Source organism: Chitinophaga horti, from assembly GCF_022867795.2.
GTDB lineage: Bacteria > Bacteroidota > Bacteroidia > Chitinophagales > Chitinophagaceae > Chitinophaga > Chitinophaga horti.
This window is the reverse complement of the sequence record NZ_CP107006.1, coordinates 4088979-4109731: the sequence shown is the minus strand read 5'-3', so window position 1 is coordinate 4109731 and position 20753 is coordinate 4088979. Positions and strand designations below refer to the sequence as shown.

General features: G+C 49.8%; 19 protein-coding genes. 16 read left to right on the top strand and 3 right to left on the bottom strand.

What is annotated here, in order from left to right; translation table 11 throughout:
* Position 1: 1 nt before the first annotated feature.
* The 7 genes from MKQ68_RS16585 to MKQ68_RS16555 all read left to right on the top strand — a co-directional run bounded on the left by MKQ68_RS16585 (position 2) and on the right by MKQ68_RS16555 (position 11192).
* Positions 2 to 1633: a trypsin-like peptidase domain-containing protein gene (locus MKQ68_RS16585; RefSeq protein ID WP_264280087.1), complete on the top strand. Its 1632-nt coding sequence runs from the start codon at positions 2 to 4 to the stop codon at positions 1631 to 1633.
* 311 nt (positions 1634 to 1944) lie between these two features.
* On the top strand, positions 1945 to 2589 hold the full coding sequence (locus MKQ68_RS16580) for an RNA polymerase sigma-70 factor (RefSeq protein ID WP_264280086.1): 645 nt from the start codon (positions 1945 to 1947) through the stop codon (positions 2587 to 2589).
* 72 nt (positions 2590 to 2661) lie between these two features.
* Complete coding sequence (locus MKQ68_RS16575; protein WP_264280085.1) at positions 2662 to 3681, top strand: FecR family protein; 1020 nt, start codon at positions 2662 to 2664, stop codon at positions 3679 to 3681.
* Between the two features lie 92 nt (positions 3682 to 3773).
* Complete coding sequence (locus tag MKQ68_RS16570; protein ID WP_264280084.1) at positions 3774 to 7268, top strand: TonB-dependent receptor; 3495 nt, start codon at positions 3774 to 3776, stop codon at positions 7266 to 7268.
* A gap of 13 nt (positions 7269 to 7281) precedes the next feature.
* The gene (locus MKQ68_RS16565) at positions 7282 to 8892 is read left to right on the top strand and encodes a RagB/SusD family nutrient uptake outer membrane protein (protein ID WP_264280083.1); all 1611 of its coding nucleotides are present in this window, start codon (positions 7282 to 7284) and stop codon (positions 8890 to 8892) included.
* A gap of 26 nt (positions 8893 to 8918) precedes the next feature.
* The gene (locus MKQ68_RS16560) at positions 8919 to 10040 is read left to right on the top strand and encodes a SusE domain-containing protein (RefSeq protein WP_264280082.1); all 1122 of its coding nucleotides are present in this window, start codon (positions 8919 to 8921) and stop codon (positions 10038 to 10040) included.
* A gap of 6 nt (positions 10041 to 10046) precedes the next feature.
* Complete coding sequence (locus tag MKQ68_RS16555) at positions 10047 to 11192, top strand: glycoside hydrolase family 76 protein (RefSeq protein ID WP_264280081.1); 1146 nt, start codon at positions 10047 to 10049, stop codon at positions 11190 to 11192.
* Positions 11193 to 11386: 194 nt separating this feature from the next.
* Here MKQ68_RS16555 and MKQ68_RS16550 read toward each other — a convergent pair whose 3' ends face one another.
* Positions 11387 to 12625, bottom strand: coding sequence for a hypothetical protein (locus MKQ68_RS16550; protein WP_264280080.1), 1239 nt, complete (start codon positions 12623 to 12625; stop codon positions 11387 to 11389).
* 136 nt (positions 12626 to 12761) lie between these two features.
* Between MKQ68_RS16550 and MKQ68_RS16545 the strand changes: the two genes are divergently transcribed.
* The 9 genes from MKQ68_RS16545 to MKQ68_RS16505 all read left to right on the top strand — a co-directional run bounded on the left by MKQ68_RS16545 (position 12762) and on the right by MKQ68_RS16505 (position 18902).
* Positions 12762 to 12923: a hypothetical protein gene (locus MKQ68_RS16545; protein WP_264280079.1), complete on the top strand. Its 162-nt coding sequence runs from the start codon at positions 12762 to 12764 to the stop codon at positions 12921 to 12923.
* 15 nt (positions 12924 to 12938) lie between these two features.
* A complete protein-coding gene (locus MKQ68_RS16540; RefSeq protein WP_264280078.1) occupies positions 12939 to 13652 on the top strand; it encodes a hypothetical protein in 714 nt (237 codons plus the stop codon).
* A gap of 56 nt (positions 13653 to 13708) precedes the next feature.
* On the top strand, positions 13709 to 14323 hold the full coding sequence (locus MKQ68_RS16535) for a hypothetical protein (RefSeq protein ID WP_264280077.1): 615 nt from the start codon (positions 13709 to 13711) through the stop codon (positions 14321 to 14323).
* A gap of 23 nt (positions 14324 to 14346) precedes the next feature.
* Positions 14347 to 14910 carry a Crp/Fnr family transcriptional regulator gene (locus tag MKQ68_RS16530; protein WP_264280076.1) on the top strand — a complete coding sequence of 188 codons (564 nt, stop codon included), beginning with the start codon at positions 14347 to 14349 and terminating at the stop codon, positions 14908 to 14910.
* Between the two features lie 81 nt (positions 14911 to 14991).
* Positions 14992 to 15420, top strand: coding sequence for an inner membrane protein YiaA (gene yiaA / locus MKQ68_RS16525; RefSeq protein ID WP_244840625.1), 429 nt, complete (start codon positions 14992 to 14994; stop codon positions 15418 to 15420).
* A 128-nt stretch (positions 15421 to 15548) separates the two neighbouring features.
* Positions 15549 to 16403: an SH3 domain-containing protein gene (locus MKQ68_RS16520; protein WP_264280075.1), complete on the top strand. Its 855-nt coding sequence runs from the start codon at positions 15549 to 15551 to the stop codon at positions 16401 to 16403.
* Between the two features lie 4 nt (positions 16404 to 16407).
* On the top strand, positions 16408 to 17193 hold the full coding sequence (locus MKQ68_RS16515; protein WP_264280074.1) for an AraC family transcriptional regulator: 786 nt from the start codon (positions 16408 to 16410) through the stop codon (positions 17191 to 17193).
* A 60-nt stretch (positions 17194 to 17253) separates the two neighbouring features.
* Positions 17254 to 18204: a nitrilase family protein gene (locus MKQ68_RS16510; RefSeq protein ID WP_244840616.1), complete on the top strand. Its 951-nt coding sequence runs from the start codon at positions 17254 to 17256 to the stop codon at positions 18202 to 18204.
* Positions 18205 to 18236: 32 nt separating this feature from the next.
* Complete coding sequence (locus MKQ68_RS16505; protein WP_264280073.1) at positions 18237 to 18902, top strand: putative polyvalent protein kinase domain-containing protein; 666 nt, start codon at positions 18237 to 18239, stop codon at positions 18900 to 18902.
* Between the two features lie 13 nt (positions 18903 to 18915).
* Here MKQ68_RS16505 and MKQ68_RS16500 read toward each other — a convergent pair whose 3' ends face one another.
* Both MKQ68_RS16500 and MKQ68_RS16495 read right to left on the bottom strand, forming a co-directional pair.
* Positions 18916 to 19446: a YkgJ family cysteine cluster protein gene (locus tag MKQ68_RS16500; protein WP_244840614.1), complete on the bottom strand. Its 531-nt coding sequence runs from the start codon at positions 19444 to 19446 to the stop codon at positions 18916 to 18918.
* A 3-nt stretch (positions 19447 to 19449) separates the two neighbouring features.
* Complete coding sequence (locus tag MKQ68_RS16495; protein ID WP_264280072.1) at positions 19450 to 20466, bottom strand: LacI family DNA-binding transcriptional regulator; 1017 nt, start codon at positions 20464 to 20466, stop codon at positions 19450 to 19452.
* Between the last annotated feature and the right edge of the window lie 287 nt (positions 20467 to 20753).

Below are 20753 nucleotides of genomic sequence, written 5' to 3'. Positions count from 1 at the left end.
CATGAAACGATCCGGATTATTATGGCTTAGCATGTTATTGCTGACAGCCTCCGCCTATTGCCAACAATTCGATGTAAAGAGATATGATGCCGCCATGGCCACGGTGCTGGAAAAAGCATACCCGGCCAGCGTGCGGATGTGGGGTTTCGATACAACTACCCGCCAGCAGATGAGCGCCCAGTTCAGCGGCGTGGTGGTGAGCGCCGATGGTTACATTTTTACCGCCGCTCATACGACCACACCCGGACAAACGTACCTCGTGATGTTCCCCGATGGGAAACAGGCGATCGCGCAGGCGCTGGGTAAAATCGAGATGGCAGATGATCGCACTGTGCCCGACGTGTCGATGATGAAGATCGTTACACCCGGTGTATGGCCTTTCGCGGAAATCGGGTACTCATCTTCATTAAAGGAAGGCGTGCCCTGTGTAAGCATCGCTTATCCCGAAAGCCTGAACCAGCCGTTGCCGACCTTGCGTTTTGGTCACATCGTTACCCTGCACAACGAAAAAGGTTTTATACAGTCTACCTGCATTATGGAACCCGGCGACTCTGGCGGTCCTTTATTTGACATGCTGGGCCGCGTAATTGGTTTGCACAGTGCGATATGGAACACAGAGGAGTTTAACTTCGAGATACCGGTTGATTTGTATCGCAAATACTTCACCGCGCTGAAAGAAGCAAAGAAATTCAATGCTTTCCCCACGTTGGAAGATAAGGTAGATGCGGACAAACAGGCCGCAGATATCCAGCCATGGCCGCAGTTAAAAGGCGCATTTACTTCGGTGGATGCGAAACTAAGTCAGTCCTGTGTATCCATCAGCAGTAGCAAAGGAAAAGCACAGGGTGCTATTTTGGAGGGCGGTTACATCGTCAGCAAAAGCTCACAGGTAAGCGATACGCCCGAAGTGTTTTACAATAAACGTAAGCTGGACGCGAAAGTGCTTCGCCGCGATAAACTGACAGACCTCGTGTTGCTGCAAATGCAAACGCCGGTTAAAGGTGGCGTGAAAATAAACACTGGTGAACCGGCAGCCGGTATCGGTCAGCTCCTCATTTCTCCCCGCGCAGAACAAGCCGGTGTGATGAGTGTTGCCAGCAACCAGGCGTTTAGTCTGCCAAGAGTGTTGAGCGCCGGCTTCTTCGGCGCATCCGTGCCTTATAAACCTGGTGCTGTGAAGATTAGCTTCATACGTGCTAATTCACCGGCGGCTTTGGCCGGATTGCAAGTGGGAGACAGGATCGTGTCGATCAACCAGGTGGTGATGGATAAGCCCGAAAACTATGGCAACGAGTTGCAGCGATACTGGCCCGGTGATACGCTCACCGTTGCGGTAGAACGAAACGACAGCACCTTCAGCAGCCGTATCGTACTCACCGAAAAGGCGGCACAACCAGCTTCTGGTCACCCGGCGGAATCGTTTCCCGGTGGTAAAAGCCATCGCCGTGACGGCCTCGATCCCGTGTTTGCGCACGACGCCATCCTGCAGCCGGAAGCTTGCGGCGGACCGGTGTTTGATGTGAACGGACATTTCAAAGGAATTAATATTGCACGCTACAGCCGTACCAGCACCCTGGCGGTGCCGGCAAGTGCGGTGTTCCGGTTGGTGGAACAGGTTCGCGCTGGTAAATAGCCGGCTAACATTTCGGCACGCGTTCATCGAATCCGGTGAACGCGTGCCTTTTAGAGAAATTATATGGATGATCCTGGTCTCAATCGATTGTCAAACCAGTAGCAATGTGTATGTGCTTTTTAGCAGTATAACTTATCCAGCTATTTATTTATAGCTGATAATTAAATATTTGCACTCATCCTTAACCCTGCTAACGGCTCGTTTTTAGCCTGCCATTCAAAAAAAACTTTTTTGCGGTGTAAGTAATTTCCCCATTTTCGCTGTCCTAAGTGCGGACGCGGCCAATATTCCGTTTGCCTATACTTAACCACGTGAAAGAGAGTATAAATGCGATGAGTTCCAGCCATTCGGATCATATCAGGGAATTGCAGATTCAGATTGCACGCTATGGAGATGAGCAGGCCTTTTCGGCTTTGTTCAGGCTGTTATACGACCGGCTGCTCCGGTTCTGCGTGCAGTACACCAGCTCACATGAAGCAGGAGAGGAGATCGTGTCGGATGTATTCGTGAAAGTATGGAACCGCCGCGAAGAACTGATGAACGTGGATAACCTGGAAGTATACCTCTTCGTCGCCGTTAAAAATCACTCGCTTAATTACCTCGAGCAATATTCTTCCCTCCGCATTACCCCGATAGACAGTGGCCTGGCCCAGCTCAGCGCCTCGGCTGATCCGGAAAAGGATATGGAGTGGAAAGAAATGCAGGTGAAGCTGGATGGGGAGATCAACCGCCTGCCCGAACAGTGCCGCCGCATATTTAAACTGATCAAAGAAGACGGGTTTAAATATAAGGACGTGGCAGCCATCTTAAATATTTCTCCACGCACGGTAGAAACCCAGTTGTTCCGGGCCATCCGCCGGTTGAACGAAGCCGTGGCACCGTTACTAAATACCCGCTCCCGCAAAACGAATCCACCAATTATACTACTGCTGGCACTCGCACAATGCTGGGTATAAACTTTTTTTTAGCCTTTGTAAGTAATTTCTCTTTTCTGCCTGTCCTATTACGGACAACAGCGCTCAAATTATATGATGAACGAAGAACAATTCATTTCACTGGTTGCCAGGAAGCTGGCAGGACAAGCCACTGCGGAGGAATTGCGCGAGCTGGACGAGCTGTTGCGGAACGACGCCGACTTGCGGGCCAGGTTCCAGTTATTGCAGCAATATTTTACGGCATCCTCGGTACATTCTGCTGCCAACACCGAGCAGGCGCTGGAACGCACCTTGCTGAAAATTCGCGCCGGCCGGGAAGAAACACCTGTTCGCAAACTTCGCTGGAAATGGATGGCAGCGGCCGCCCTGGTGGCCGGTGTGCTGGTAACGGCGGTGATGATGTGGCCACGTGCCCATGTGCGCAACGAACTGGCGCTTAATGCACCATCGGACACGGTGAACTGGTTGAGTCGCCAGAATGGTAAAGCTACCCGCGCGGTGATCGAACTGGCGGACGGTAGTAAAGTATGGCTGAATGCAGATAGCAAACTCCAATATCCACCGGTGTTTGGCAAAAATAGCCGTGAAGTATACCTCACCGGTGAGGCCTTTTTTAATGTCGCACCCGGGGCAGACAGGCCCTTTGTTGTACACCTGTCGCAGGGTATTGTAAAAGTGTTAGGCACTTCGTTTAACGTGCGTGCGTATGAGAACGAACCGGTGCAAACCTCTGTTACTACGGGCAAAGTGGCCTTTATACCACGGTATGGTAGTGCGGACGGGCTGCCGGATACGATCCTGATAACGCCGGATGAAAAAGTAACCTACCGACAGCAAAGCGGCGATCTTACCAAAGAAGTAACATCCGCCGAAGATGAAAAAGCCTGGACAGAAGGCCGCCTGGTGTTCAAGGACGTAGCCCTCGAAGATATCTGCCTGGAATTAGAACGAACATTTGGCAAAACAGTGAAGTTCGAATCGGAAGAACCGCGCAGCTTCAGACTAACCGGTTCATTTAAGGATAACAGTCTGCAGGACATCCTGTATTACCTCGCCCGGTCAAAGCCTTTCCGGTACAGTATTACAGACAGTCTGGTATTAATCAGTGAATAATATGTTACCACAATAGATGAGTATAAAGTCAACACCAATTACATTTCAACAGAGAAACTAAACGCAAATTAAAATTCAACTGTAAAAACGTTATGAAAAGACCGCTACCGATCATGGGGCTTTTCCGTTCGTTGTGTTCCACGTTTATGGCCTGCCTGCTTACACTGGGCGTGGCCGAACTGAAGGCGCAGAACACCTATGCCGCCAATACTATTCGCGGTAAGGCTCCTCAGCAACAGGAAAGAGACACCCGCAAGCCACTTGAAAAACGTATCAGCCTCCAGGTGAAAAACGCCCGGCTGGCCGAGATACTGGAAAAGATTGAACAACAAACGCCTTACGTCTTCGTTTTCTCGAACGACGACATCAGCGCGGTACAAAAAATTACCCTGAACGTAAAGGACAAAAAGCTGGAAGAAGTGCTGGAAATGGTACTCTCCCCGCTGGACATCCGCTTCGAAATGATCAGCGATAAAATTATCCTGAAACAGGGAAACGTACCCGCCGCCACATACTCACAGCAGGAGAACGTGACCGTTAAGGGTCGGGTAGTGAGCGATGGCGGTGAAGGCATTCCCGGAGTAAACATACGCCTGCAAAGTCAGCCTACACTTGGTACTGTTACCAATGAAGAAGGTTACTTTACCCTCAATATCCCATCCACCGAAATGAATGGTACGCTGTTATGTACTTCTGTAGGTTTTGCGCCTGCGAAAATCGACATTAACGGCCGTACCAACCTGACGGTAGTAATGGGTAACGACAACAAAGAACTGAACGAGGTGGTGATCACCGCTTACGGCTCCCAGCGTAAACAACAGGTGACAGCTGCGATCAGCACTATCTCCTCGAAAGATATCGAAGGCAGGCCGGTGAGCAACATGTTCCAGGCATTGCAGGGTACAGCGCCCAACCTTACGCTGCAGCAGAACACTGCCGAGCCAGGTGCTCCGCTGACGATGAATATTCGTGGTGTGGGTAGCTTAACCGGCAACGCTCCGCTGATCATCATCGATGGTGTGCAGTCTGGCACGCAGGGTTTGCAGAACCTGAACCCGTATGACGTAGAAAGCATTTCTGTATTGAAAGATGCGGCATCTTCGGCGATCTACGGTTCGCAGGCAGCGAATGGTGTGGTGTATATCACAACCAAAAGAGGTAAACAAGATCAGCCACCACAGGTTGGTTACAACGGTATGTACGGCTGGCAGATGCCAACCGCATTGCCCCGCCAGATGGAAGGCTGGCAGTACATGACGCTGAAAAACGAAGCGCTCGTGAACTCTGGTAAAACACCACAGTATGCGCCAACCGACATCGCCGCCTGGAAGCAACGTGGCTCCGAACCGGGTTATCTGGATGAAATGATCCGTGATTACACGCCGCAGCAAAACCATAACTTAAGCGTAACAGGCGGTGGCCGAAACAGCAGCTACCTGTTGTCACTCGGTTACATCGACCAGGGAAGCATGCTGGCTAACAAACACCTGCCAGACGATATGGACCTGAACTACAAACGTTACAACGCCCGCGCGAACGTGTCGCTGGACCTGAGCAAATGGGTGAAAGCCAGCGTAAACCTGTCGTACAGCAAGTCTTTCTTCAATAAACAAAGAGCTGATATCGGTTTCCTGATCCGCGATGCGATGCGTACGCCCCGTATCTACCAGATCAAAGATTCCCTCGGCAATTATGTAGTACCTGCGCTGAACAGTAACAACGTGTTCGCGCAGCTGGAATATGGTGGTTACAATCGTACCGATCGCGATAACCTGTTGGGTGGTATCGATATCACCATTACACCGATCGAGCATTTTAAGATTAACTTCAATGCTTCCGGTAATTACACGATCAACACGAACTCCAGCCGTCAGAACAAATACAGCTATGCACCTTATTATACAACGGCCAACCCGCCCATGTATAACGAGTATTCCGCATCTTCCTATAAAGATCTGACCACGAACGTATATGCTACCGCCGAGTACGAAAATACTTTTGGCAAACATTACGTGAAAGGCCAGGTAGGTGTGCGTAGCGATGCCCAGAATGAGTTCTATGGCATGCGTGCTACCCGCATGGGCAATACCAACCTGGACAATGACTGGACTATCGGCGGTGGTTACATCCCGAATGCGGATGGTACTTTCAACTATGACAGGATCGGTACTTACAACGATATCACAAATCCAAACCTGTACGCGCTCAACTCGCTGTTCGGCAGGGCGAACTATGTATACGACAATAAATACCTCGCGGAATTTACCTGGCGTTACGATGGTTCTTCCAAACTGGCTCCCGGCCACCGCTGGCAGTTCTTCCCGGCCTTTTCACTCGGCTGGCGTGTAACGGACGAAGCATTCCTGGAAGATATCAGGAACCGTTTTGGTAACGTGAAACTCCGCTATTCATGGGGACAAGTGGGTAACTCTAACATTGGTGGATTCAACTACCTGGCGCGTGTGAACCTGTCGCAGGGTAAATATCCGTTCAACAATACGGGTAACCCGGGTGCAGACTTCACCGCCTTTAACGAGGACCTGGAGTGGGAGATCTCTACCATGAGCAACTATGGTGTGGATGTGGACCTGTTCAACAATGCAGTAACCGTTTCTTACGACTTCTTTAATAAACGCACCACCGGCATTTACCTCGCACAGGTAGTACCTGGTACCGCTGGTATCGGCTCTTCGATCCAGAACGTGGGTGAAGTGGAAAACAAAGGTTGGGAGCTGGCAGTAAGCTACCGCGCCCGTACCGGTAAGTTTAACCACAACATCAGCGCTAACCTTTCCGATAACCTGAACAGGGTGATCAAGTTCGGACAGGAGTCTATCCGCGGTTCGGACCTTACTTACATCATTCGTGAAGGCTTCCCGATCGCTTCTTACTTTGGTTATAAATCAGATGGCTTATACCAGAACCTGGACGATATCAAAAATGCACCAAGAGTACCATTCGCCTTCAACCAGCAGGTACAGCCAGGTGACGTCAAGTATATCGACAGGAATAAAGATGGTGTGATTGATGCAGACGACCGGTATGTATTTGGTAATCCGTTCCCGCGTTACACGTATGGCTTTACGTACAACGTAACCTACAAAGCGTTCGACTTCACTATGTTCTGGCAGGGTGTGGGCAAACGTAGCCAGTACCTGCGCGGCGATATCGTGGAAGCGTTCCACAACAACGAAGACCACGCCATGGTGCAACACCTGGACCGCTGGACGCCAACTAACCCGGACGCCACTTATCCGCGCCTGACCATTGGTACTGCGAATGCGAACAACTTTGCTTATTCCAACTACTGGATGTTTGATACCAAATACCTGCGTTTAAAGAACCTGCAACTGGGTTATACACTGCCTAAGTCAGTAACCGGTGCCGTGAAACTGCAAAGCGCACGTGTATACTTTACCAGCCAGAACCTGCTGACGTTTACACCGCGCCGCTTCCGCGACATTGGCGTTGATCCTGAGTTTACACAATTCGATGATAAACTGGACATGACCAACTACAACGCGATCGCAGGCCGTAACTATCCGAATGCTGCTACGTTTGCATTTGGACTGGATATCAAATTCTGATAAATAAATTATTATGAAGAAAGTATTTCTGATCATATGTTGTTCCGCGCTTTTGTTCGGCTGCCGTAAACTGGACCAGCCCAACACGCGTGAGTTCACCGACGAAGCTTACTGGCGAGATAGCCAGGATGCGCTGGACGCGCTCGCCAGCTGCTATGAGAATATGTCGAGCGATTACCATTTCTTTGGCAACGAAGCCCTCAGCGACAATGCATTTGTATCCGGTACCGGTTTTAACGGCGTGTCGCTGATCGCAGGCGGCAGCTACGACCAGGCCAATGCACGTGTAAACGACGAATGGGGCTATCGCTTCAGGGCGATCCGTAAGTGTAACATCGTTACCACTAACATCGATCGTGTACCGGTAATTGATCCTGCACTGAAAAAGCGCATCGTGGCAGAAGCCCGTTTCATCCGCGCGTACTCTTACTTCCAGCTGGTAAACTGGTTTGGTGATGTGCCTTTCTACACCAACCTGATCACCATCGACGAGGCGAAAACAATTGGCCGCACGAGCAAAGCGACCATCCTTGAATTTATCTTTAAAGAGCTGAACGAGATTCGTGCCGATTTGCCAACGAATACTGAGTATGCGGAAAAAGACCGTGGTCGCATTACCCGTGGTGCTGCCATTGCGCTAACTGCCCGTATCCGCATGTTTACCGGCGAATGGCCAGAGGTGAAGAAAGAGTGTGAGCTGCTGCTCGGCAACTCCGCCAACGGTACTTACGGGCTGGTAGCCAACTATCCTGATCTGTTCAAAGTATCCAACGAGTTCAATAATGAAGTGATCCTGGACCTGCAATACGGCGGTGGTCGTCTTTACAGCACGCAGCGTAGCTTCCTGCCGCAGACCGTTTCCCTGTTGAGGGCTACTTTGGTGCCTACGCAGGATCTGGTGGATGATTACATTATGACCAACGGCCGTGCGATCAGCGAAGCCGGTTCCGGTTACGATGAGAACAATCCGTATGCTAACAGGGATCCTCGTCTGGCGCAGACCATCATCTACCACAACTCCACGTTCGTAGATATGGAAGGCAAAACACAAACGATCCTCACGCTGCCAGGTTCTAATCCTGCTACCAACAGCGTGGATGACCAGGGTGCATCACCAACTGGTTACTACTTCCGCAAGTTTGCAGATATGACCGCGCAGAACTACAACTCCGGCCTCAACCTGCCGCTGATCCGTTATGCGGACGTGCTGCTGATGTATGCTGAAGCCATGGCTCAAACACAGGTAATGGATAAAAACACCTGGGACAGGACCATCCGGGCACTGCGCATCCGTGCCAAGTTTACCGATGCTGCTGCTACAGAGTTTCCTGCTGCGGCTACCCAGGCGCAACTGCTGGACATTGTGAAAAGGGAGAGAAGAGCTGAACTGGCATTTGAAGGCACCCGCGCATTCGACATCCGTCGCTGGAAGATCGCTGCTACCGTGTTGAACAAGCCTGTTCGCGGTATTAAAGTGACTTCAGGTGCGTTTAACAAAGACGATAAAGGTTACATCATCGTAGAAACGCGCCGGTTCATCGATCCGAAGCACTACCTGTGGCCTGTACCTACTTTCGAACGCGATCAGAACAAAAACCTTGGCCAAAACGACGATTGGCAATAATCCATCTACCTTAAATTATCTCGGTTATGAAAAAATATATCACTGCTTTAACATTATGCCTGGCCGCTATTGTGACCGGTTGTAAAGATGACTACGAACTGAATGTAAACATGGAACCCGTGGAAAGACTCACGGCACCTGTAAACGATAAATTCACCAAACTGCAGCCTGCGACCAGCGCCGCCCTTTCTTTCGAATGGGACCAGGCTCGCGCACAGGACGGCTCGCTCGTACTGTACGAAGTAGTATTCGATAAAACAGACGGCGACTTCTCTAACCCGATCGGTAAGATGGCTTCCGACGGTGGTGGTATCCAGAATAAACTCACCCTTTCGCACAAAGACCTGAACAGCCTGGCGGGCAAAGCAGGTATTGCAGCACTGGGTACCGGCAAAATCAAATGGACAGTAAATGCATCTAAAGGCTTCAACATCCAGCAGGCAAAAGAAACCCGCACAATTGAAGTGGAAAGGCCGAACGGTTTTGCAGAAATTCCGGTGGATGTATTCCTCACCGGTGATGCAACAGAGGTTGGCGCTACTTTAGGCAGCGCGCTGAAAATGAAAGCGACTACCGCTGGTGTGTTCGAGGTCTACACGCGTTTGAAAGACGGTAAATACCGCTTTGCTGACCGTAACACCGGTACGCCAAACTACTTCTCCATGGACGCTGGTCTGCTGAAAGAAGGTGGAGAGAACACGCAGACCGGTACTAAAGTGTACCGCATCCGCCTGGACTTTAACAATGCCACTGCTACAGCTACCGAACTGGGAACAATTGGTCTGTGGTTTGCACCGGATAACAAATTCCTGTTCGAAATTCCTTACGTGGGCAACGGTACCTGGAGCATTACTAACCAGGTAATCACATTCCGCCAGGAGTCATGGGGGCGTGACGAGCGTTACAAACTGCGTATGAACGTGGTGAACAATGGTACGCCTGGTGAAGAATGGTGGGGTAGCGCCAATGCGGACAACCAACGTCCTACAGATGCTACAGCGCTTTCTTTCTGGGAACTCCGTTCTGTATCAAACGATCGCTGGCAGAACTCCTTTAAATTTAAAGCGGCGGTAGATACGAAGCCTAATGACGTAAACGTGTACTTCAAGGCAGACAAGAATTACACACATGAAATCATCGTAAAATAAACGGCTATGCACAAATACCTGAAACAAATATCCGTTGCCATGCTGGCCGCCGTTTCCTTCAGCTCCTGTTTAAAGGAGCCGGTGGATGACGGTCCGGGCCCGGGCGCCGGTAAAGAGACTTACGTTTATAACTGGCCACTGATTGCCGATTCGTCATACAATTCCCTGATCGCTAACTTTTACAATGCATCGGGTAAGTACTATAACGAGAACAATGCAGGCAAAACAACCTTTCACTACTGGCGTAATGCCCATGCACTGGACGTGCTGATAGACGCTTACATCCGCAAGAACAACGATCCGCAGATCAAACAACGGATGGACGATTTGCTGGCTGGCATGAGAACGCAGAATGGCAACACCTATATCAATCATTTTTATGATGATATGGAATGGATGGCCCTGGCCTGCATCCGTGCGTACGAAGTAACCAGCGACAACAATTACAAAACCACCGCTCAATTGCTCTGGAACGACATTAAAGGCGGATGGGATGATAGATGGGGTGGCGGTATCTACTGGAACAAAGACCGGGCAAACAAAAACACCCCGGCCAATGCGCCTGCAAGCATCATCGCTTCACGTATGTACCAGCTGAACCGCGACCCCGCTGACCTGGACTGGGCAAAGAAAATCTACCAATGGCAGAAAGTGAACCTCGTAGATCCTGTAACTGGTTTGGTTTGGGATGGACTGGACGGCACGGGCACCAACAAAGCCTGGAAGTTCACTTACAACCAGGGTGTACACATCGGTGCGGGTGTTGAGTTGTATAAACTTACCGGCGATGTAGTGTACATGAACGACGCATTGAGAACAGCCAATAATTCACTAACAGGCGACTTTACATCCGGCAACATCATGAAAGATGAAGGCGGTGGAGACGGTGGCCTGTTCAAAGGCATCCTGGTTCGTAACCTGCTGCTGCTGATCACCGATGGTAACCTGAGCGCTGCCGATAAAACCAAGTTCGCGAACTTCCTGCGGATCAATGCGGAAACGCTTTGGTTACAGGGTACTTCCCGTCCGGCAGTGATCTTCAACTCCAAATGGAACGCGATTGCCACCACCACCGACCTGAGTACCCAACTGAGCGGCGCAATGGCGATAGAAGCGGCAGCGATGCTGAAAGAACTGGACTTAATTGACTAGACACAAATAGCTCCCATTATTTGAAAGTGATCCCAGGTTGATCATACCCCAAGAAAAAACAAAAAGGGCGTCTCATCATGCATGAGGCGCCCTTTGCTTTTGTGGCTGCAGCAGTTGCTATGGCGACGATAAAAGAAATGAAGCGTCGCGTTGATCTATGAGATGCCGCCTTTTATATGATAATTACGTGTTGCCTACCAATACCTGCGTACTTTAAACTTCGCTTCTACACGTGCTACCGGCTCCATTTTAGGGCCATAACCTGCCGGGTTGATATCGGCTGTACCTTCAATGAAACCACCTTTTTCACCCATGCTGGTAATGGTTACGCCACCACCGCTGGCTACCAGTTCCTCTCCCTGTACATAAGAGCAAATGTAAGTGTTGCCATTCACCTGGTAGTGAGAATGTGTGCCGTAATTCACTTTGGGAGATTTAAAAGGTGTAGTGCCTACGCCGCCCGTCCAGCGGATAAAAATGTAACGGCCCGTTTCATCACCATCTCCATCGGCCACGCCGTAATAGTTGTCACCGAATTTAGTAGCAGCCGTTGCTTTCTGCGTGATCCATGCGCCGCCGTTTACGCGTACAGAAATTTCTCCGTCATCAGCAATTGTGATATGCGTAAGTACAAGGAAAAGACCGGGCTTGTTGAGTTTTATTTCGGCAGATACGGCTACCGGGTTAGGTGCGGTCGGTACAGTAGCAGGTGCCTTGTAAGTGGCTTTCTCCTTGTTAGGCGTGAGTGTGCCCGCGCCAGCCAGTTTCCAGCCTTTAACAAATTCGGCCGACATGGAATGCCGTTCGCCGATCGGGCGTTCATCATTTTGAAGCGGTCCCATAATATTGGCGTCAGATTCAATTTCCAGTTGCACCGTAGTACCGGGATCAACAAAGGTTGCAGAGGCTTTCATAACAAAGCTTTCAAAAAAAGACCAATCGGAGAAGTGCGTCGTTTTTACCGAGATCGTCTGTTCGTCTTTGTCCAATGTAGTACTGCCGATTGCCTGCCAGATGCCTTTGTCGTCCTGGTAAGCAATGCCCAGTGCCTCGGGGATGGTGCCGGTAATATCTTCATCCGAGTAATCGAAAGTAATATTTACAGGCTTGGTGAACTGAACACCATGCGGCAGCAGGCGATAAGCTTTCCGCAAACCCATTGGGTTTTTATTGGTGATGCGTTGAATGCTTACAGTTTGATTGGCCGCCAATGCGCCGGCGGGGATGTCGATCGTGATCTCACCGTCATTGCTGGTAAGCGTTCCGCCCGCAGTGCCGATGACTTTTTCGGCCTTTGTGTCTTCGTCGGGCGCGCCAGCTTCGGTCACCTTGCCCGTACCGGGAATGGGGTTGGGATCTGATTCGCTGTCCGGCTTCGAGCAGGCGGTAAACGTGAGCAATGCGGCCACCAGGTACGCGGATATACTTTTCATGTTACAGTGTGGGGTTGTGTTTTTAAGAATGATTTCCGGGTAGCAAAGTTATAGTGGTGGGTTGATCGGCGCTTCCGTAGTAGTACTGAAATGTGAGGCTAAAAGTATATATTCGTGATAGTTATCCCTTATCAAGATGAAGAAAATAATAGGTTCGTTTATCAGTTTGTTGGCCTGTCTGTTTGCTCATGCCCAATGCCCGGAGCCGACGGCGATGTATCAGTCATTAAAACGACATTGGGCAGATCGTAAAGAGACGTCTGAAGACATCGGCATCCGGCGGTTCAAAGGTAAATAGAAAGAAGTGGTGCTGATGGGCACCTGGCACATCAATGATCCCGATAACCCGATGTTTTCCCAAATAAAGGAGCAAGTCGAAAAGTTCAAACCCGAAGTAATACTCGTGGAGCGATTGCAGCCCATCGCCGCCACTGCCCGCGAGGCCGCCGGCAATTTACTGGATGCGGGCTTCTGCCGCTATATTGGCTATACGAAGCAGATACCGGTGTATACCTGGGACTTTTCTTGGAACATGCCTTACTACTGCGCGTTGTCTTCTTTTAAACCGGATGAGTTGATGGTGACGATGGTCGCTTTTCAGAATGGATTGTTTGCGCAGTTGGATATCCAGGAGTTTGAAGAATACTACCGCGAACAGGTGAATAATATGGAAGCCGGCGGCTGGACGTTTACGCCGGAACAAAAGGAAATGGCTTATTTCAGAAAGGCCTACCAGTCCTTCTTCGGTGAGCGGTTGGTGGAAAAATCCGGCAAAGACTTCGCCAGGCAATTGTGGAAAAATCATGAGTCGCCACGTTTCTTAAGCATATTTCACACCGTACAGTACGCACGCGATGCCCAATTAATTGCCGTACTAAAACAGCAGCTGGAAAAGTATGACCGCGTGTTTGTACAGGCGGGCAGTTCGCATGGTGTCTCTGTAGGACCGTTGCTGCCGGAATCATCCGCCAGGTGGAAAATAGCCCAAAGCGGGTGCCGCCGGTATTCGGCGAATGGCAGCCGGTAAGGACGGGCGGCTCGTTGGTACAGGTTACGTTGCAGCATCAAGCTAAAACGATGCATATGATAGGCAGCCGGCACGATACGATTGCCCCCTTCGACGAGATGACTAGCCTGGTGAACGCCATCAAACCTGATCTTATTCTTACCCAGGGCTTCGGCGCTGTTCATTCCTCCGCACAAAAAACGCAGCAACGCTCCGGCGATGTAGGATGGATGCGCTGGCTCGGCATAAAGAACGGCGCGCGGGTAAACAGTTGGGAGCCTACCTGGAGTTCGGTATATTATGAGCTGGCCAAGACCTATCAGCCGGAAGACATTTACCGCACCGTGATGGCGTGGGCGCTTTTGCGAAACAGGCAGCACATCAGCGAATACCCCGCTTTCTATGATTATTTCGACGCATGTTGTAAGCCACTGTTAGCCGGCGGTTTCCTGTTTACAGAAGCGCAGCTGGAAGCCGAGCACTTCATGGATTTGCTGGAACGGACTGCTGGTAAACCATTGGCGGTAAATGATTTTGAACCATTGCTACGCAAAATGCAGCACCCCGCGTTATTAGCCGATATGCATAAAATCCGCTACCTTGGCCTGCTGGCTGCCATAGATGAGCACGCGCCGTATTATCAGCGCATATTGGTGCAAGCCGATGAATCGCTGCTATCCTTGCCCCAATAAGCAAATCTGTATTATTTTACAGCATGAAACAGCTGCTGGAACAACTTACGAACATCCATCACATCGGCGAAGAAGCCAGTAACGCCCTGCAGGCCGCCGTCACCCAAGTGGTGCTGCCCAAAAACGAAATGCTCATCACCGAAGGACGCGTTTGTCGTCACCTATACTTTGTCGAAGCCGGCAGTCTCCGTGGTTATTACAACCTCGAAGGCAAAGAAGTTACGCATTGGTTTGGGTTCGAGAACGACTTCGTAACTTCGTTCCATAGCTTTATAACCGGTCAACCTACGGTTGAAAACATTCAGCTGATGGAAGGCGCCGTGTTATGGGGCATCTCGAAAGAAGCTTTAAGTGCGTTGATGGACGAGCATCGCGAGCTGGAACGGCTGGTGCGCATCGCTTATGAAAAGTATTACATCCGCCTGGAAGAACGTTTTGTGAATGCCCATTTTAAAACGGCGGCGGAGCGGTACGAGCAGCTGCTGAATGACGCGCCGCACATCCTCGAAAAAGCGCCATTAGGTTATATTGCCTCCTACCTGGGCATTTCCCAGGAAACCTTAAGCCGCGTGCGCAGCCGGTTTTAACAATTGTAATAGCCGGATTTGACTAATGTCAAAAAAGTTGCCGCCGCCCGGTGATAGCTTTGTTTCCATAATTAAACCTATATGGAACAGAAACAGATTCAACAGCCATCCGCCGCCTTCGTCGCCGCCTCCTGGGCCGCTTTGTTTATTGGTATGATCGCCTTTAATATCGGCCTCTGGAACGCTGACATGCAACTGAATGAAAAGGGATATTACTTCACCGTATTGATGTTCGGCCTGTTCTCCGCCGTGTCGGTACAAAAGGCCGTGCGCGACCAGCTGGAAGGCATTCCCGTGACCAATATTTACTATGGGCTGGCCTGGTTCAGTACCCTCTTGTCCATTCTATTGCTGACCGTCGGCCTATGGAACGCCACCCTCGACAGGAGTGAAAAAGGTTTCTATGCTATGTCGTTCGCACTTAGCTTGTTTTCCTCCATTGCGGTTCAAAAGAATACGAGGGATGCGAAACTTCGGGACAAAGAAGCTCCGAAGAGCCCCGAACAGTAGCCGCCCTTTCTTCCGTTTTAGTCCCCGTTATTGTTAGTAATCGAGCCCCGTTCGCCATGTTGGACGGGGCTATCTATTTTACGAGCAGCTTAAATCATTATCTTGCATTTAGATTCAAATAACGACGTATGTGGCATCGGTTTATACTATCAGCATTACTATTAATTAGTAGCATTGGCGCTTTCGCACAGGATGAAGACCCGGGGCTTTGGGTGTACAATAGCACGCAGCCTGGCGAAACGGTGACCGTACTGGCCGATACCGCCTACCTACGTGACCAGCCTGCTACTACCGGTAAAATTGTTCGCACGCTCACCGCGGGTGCCAGGCTAACATTTTTAGAAGATGCGGCGGCCCAGCAAATACGCGGTTTTAAAACGAAATGGGCACGGGTTCGCATCAACGAAAACGGTAGCGCAACCGAAGCCTATATCTGGAAAGGGTTGCTGGCTATAGGTGCCTATTCGCGTGAAGGGAAACGTTTTCTCTTTGGTATAGATCGTTGTATCCCTGACAAAGATAAAGACATGCCTGGAACATATTTCGCCAAGGCAATGGTGATAGATAGTGTAACCAACGTCGTCGCGGCCAGGAGGTGGCAACTGTTGTCCAACGAATCACTTAGCTTTTGCGAAGGCAAAGTACTAGGTCCGATGGGGCTCGACAGTCTTCAGCAAATCTTTCGGATATGCTTTAGTGGCGAGGCGTGCGGCATTCCTACGAATTACTACTATTTCGGTTGGACGGGCACCGGGTTACTTGCCTTGCCCGGTAAGGCGGAAGTAGGCGATGCCGATGTATATTATTATACAGAAAGGTTGTTCTTTCCTTCAGAGAAAGGAGGTCAGCCCGGGAAGATTGTAAAAACAATTGAAGAGGAAGAGGTGCTGGAAGAGACCGATAAGAATGGAAATTCAAAATCGAAGATTACGCACTCCCGCGAAGTGTTTCGCTGGGATGGCAAAGTGGCCGTAAAAGAATAATCACATGCAGATTCATCCCCATCCATCACTCGCACACCTGGTAAAACATTACCTGTTGCTTACCGGGCCCCCGTTGGTGGACCGTATGCACCGCGTATTCGCAGATGGTAATACGGGGCTGGTCTTTAATCTTGGGGAGGCCTTGATTGGCGGGCAGTTAAACCCCTGCGATACCTGGCTGTACGGACAGGTGAATACTTTTTACGATCTTCGCCTGACGGGTAAGATCAATTGGATTGTCGTCGTTTTTCAACCGTACGGAGCGAACCACTTCTGGCGCGTGCCCGCTACCGAATGGCACGACTACTTTTTTCCTGCGGAAAACTTCTTTGGAAATCGTTTACAACCACTCGTTCAGCAACTGCAACACGCATCTTCCATAGATGCCCGTATCGCTTTGCTCAATAATTTTCTGCTGAACGAGCTGCGTCATCAAACAACGAATGATGCATTGGTGGTGGGCGCTGTAAAGTTAATTACGGATGCATCTGGCATTGTTACTATCAAAGGCTTATTGCAGGAGCTTTCCGTAACCGAGCGTACCCTCGAACGACGGTTTAAAACAAGCGTAGGCATTGGCCCGAAACGTTTTGCCGATGTGGTGCGAATGACTATCGCTGCCAAACAGGTGCAAGCCTGCCGGAAGGAAGGTTTTGCCGGATTAGCTTATGACGGTGGGTACTATGACCAGGCGCATTATATCAAATCCTTTAAAAAATATACCGGTATTACCCCACAGCAATACCAATCCATTACGAACCCGCTTGCGCTCAATTTCCTGCAGTTATAATTTTGTCGGTTTTTTACAATATGCCCGCGTAAGCCGTCTCTAACTTTGCGGTAAAAAAAGATGCACCCCATAAAAATCGCTACCGCGCAATTTGAAAATAAGAGTAATGATAAAGTCTACAACCTGGGCAGGATCCGTGATTTAGCCGCCGCCGCCAAAGCGCGTGGCGCACAGGCTGTTGCTTTTCACGAATGCTCCATTACCGGCTACACCTTCGCTCGCCACCTCGACAGGTCGCAGCTGGCCGCCGTAGCCGAACCTATTCCCGATGGCCCCAGCATCCAGGCGCTGATCCACATCGCTTCTGAGCTGGACATCGCCATCCTGGCCGGCTTGTTCGAGGCTGGCGATGATGGTAAGCTGTATAAAGCTTATGTATGCGTGGATAAAACCGGTCTGCTCGCCAAATACCGCAAACTGCATCCCTTCATCAATCCACATCTGACTCCCGGAGATAAATATGTTGTATTTGAGCTGTTAGGCTGGAAGTGCGGCATCCTGATCTGTTATGACAATAACATCATCGAAAACGTTCGCGCCACCACCTTGCTAGGTGCAGATATCATCTTCATGCCTCACGTCACCATGTGTACTCCATCCCCACGCCCCGGTGCCGGCTTTGTAGATCCCATGTTGTGGCATCAGCGCAACGAGAACCCTACATCATTGCGTGCCGAGTTCGACGGGTTAAAAGGTCGTAGCTGGCTCATGAAATGGCTGCCTGCCCGCGCTTACGATAACGGTATCTATGCCGTATTTGCGAACCCTATCGGTATGGATGATGATCAATTGAAGAACGGTTGTTCCATGATCCTTGATCCTTTTGGAGATGTGATCGCCGAATGTCGTGAGTTGGAGGACGCTATCGCCATTGCCACCCTTACTCCCGAAAAGCTCGTCAGTGCCGGAGGGCGTCGTTACATCAAGGCCAGGCGGCCCGAACTGTACGGCGCTGTTTTGTCTGCGCCGCATGTTGCGGAGCAGAAGGTGGCGTGGCTTAACTCAAAATAACATTTAACCTAAATTCGTTATATTTGCTCCAAATGAATACCAATGATTCCAGAAGCAAACTTGAAGATATCGTTAAAGGAGCTGTCATTGAGGGGACAGCGGATCATTGCACAGCAGCCCGAAATTTCTTATGCCGACGCTTTAGCACAAGTACAACGGTTAAAACAGATTTCGAAAGTAAAGCAATCATCAAAAAAGAGCAGGCCGAATGCCTAACGCAGTTCGCGAAGGAATTTGGTCTTTGGATTACAGGAGCTCCTGACCCGCTTAAATTTCTGGCCCGTGGTGGTGAAGCGAGTGTTTATTTCGATGGGTCCAGCAAAAGTGTTATAAAGTATAATGACGGCATCTATTATGCTACCTGGCTGGAGTTCTTAAATAGTATCCTGATTCATAATCTACTCTTCCCCAATACAGCCTATAGCCTTACTGGATTTACCCATATAGAAGCGGTGCTTTATGCTGTGCTACGACAGCCTTTTGTTACTTCTGACGATGCGGTTGATCTTTCAGATGTTAATAGATTGCTTTCGTTTAATGGCTTCGAAAACAAAATGAGGAATGGCGTGAAGACAAATAATTACTACAACAAAGAACTCGGAATTATCCTGGAAGATATTCACGATGAAAATGTAATTGTCAATTCTAATACCCTATTTTTCATTGATACGGTCTTCTATACTGCCTTCCTGTATTGAACTGATTAATCAATTAAACAAACCCCAACCTGCCTTTCATCTCCTCCATCACGTTAAAAATAATCGGGCACCGGTCATAATGCGCAAACATCGAAAACAGGCGGTTCGTGAACTGCGGCAGATGTAAGCCGGGAAATACCCTGCAGTCCTCGAACCGCTGCTCATATATCGTGCAGCATTTGTTCTTCAAAAAGTGGCAGGGAATCTGGTTCATGAGCATCATGCTATCGTTAGAACCAGTTTCTATATAACGTGCTTTTACTTCATTTTCAGGTTGGTCCAGGTGCGTGGCGAGTCGTGTGAGTTCGTACGGCAGTACCTGTACCATGAGGGAGTTGCAGCAGTTGCCACAGGCCGTGCAATCCACCCGTGGCGTAATTTCCTGGTCGAGCGTTTGCACCAGCTGGTCTATTTCGTCGGATGGCCGTGACTTAAGAAAGTTCCTGAACGCGAGATTTTCTGCATCCTTTTCCTGCGCGATGGCAGCTATGTCGGTAAGATTGGTGTTGAGTTGCAAGCAGCAAAGGTAGCGTTGTTTGGGCAAAAATCAGCTTTTGCTGCTCGATTCCCGCACCAGCAGCCTGGTTTTCAACAAAATATCCTTCATCAGGTTCAGGTCGATGCGTTCGTCGAGGTGCGCCAGCAGGTTCCTGGCGGCGAGTTCGCCCATTTCAATGCCGGGGTAGTCGACGGTAGTCAACGCGGGCTCTACGTTACGGGAAATCATATCGTTATTAAATCCGGCAAACATGACGTCGTCCGGAACGCGTAAGCCGAGGCGTTTCGCTTCTTTCATGCAGCTGGCGGCGCAGCTGTCGTTCGCTACAAAAACAGCATCTGCTTTCAAGGCTTTTAGCTTCGCTGCCGCCGCTATGCCCGAAGTTTCGCTCAGGTCGTTGATGATCACATGATCCGGGGAGAATTTCAGTTTGGCGGCAGATAGCGCTCTTTTGTAGCCTTTCAGACGATCGGCGTATACGTTACGAAGCTGGTTGCCGGTAATATGGATGATAGTTTTTGCGCCTTGTTGAATAAGGTGTTTCGTTACCTCGTAGGCCGCCTGCTCATTGTCGATCGAGATGGCCGGTGCGGTATGTTTCCCGGGAATGCGGTCGAAGAATAACAACGGTACACCCCGTTCGGTAAATACGTCGAAGTGTGACAACTCTTTCGTGTCGCTCGCCAGGGATACGAGCAGCGCGTCTACACGACTGTTGAACATAGTTTTCACATTCCTGATTTCCTTGTTCACATCTTCCAGGCTTTGGCTGATCAGCAGGTTGTAACCCGCCTCGCTCAGTACCTTTTCAATACCGGCAATTACCTGCGACATGAAATAGCTGTTTAGTCGCGGCACTACTACGCCAATGGTGTTGGTCCTGCTGCTTCGCAGGCTGGCCGCGAAGGTGTTAAAGCGATACCCCATCGATTCGGCCGTGCTGGCGATTTTACGTTGCGTTTTCTGGCTAACGGTATAATGTCCTTTCAGTCCACGGCTGACAGTCGAAGGGGATAATCCAAGTTTGGTGGCGATATCGTAAATCGTGATCTCTTTGCCTTTCATAACGGAAGTTCTAATAAGCGGCAGTCGAATGTACTCAATGCTGCCGATATATTCACCTGTGCAAAATAGGACTTTTTTTAACAATCGGTTGTTAATTGCTGATTCCCTTTTATGCTGGTGGTATTTTAACCTGTACTTTCAAACAGTGCACATATTTAAATATATACAGGCTTGAGTTGACGGGTAAATATTCACCAGATCAAAACAAATTTCAAAGAAGAATAACAACCGGTTGTTATTTTTTCTACTTTTAGTCCATAAGCATAGAAGTTTACTCCATCAATTCA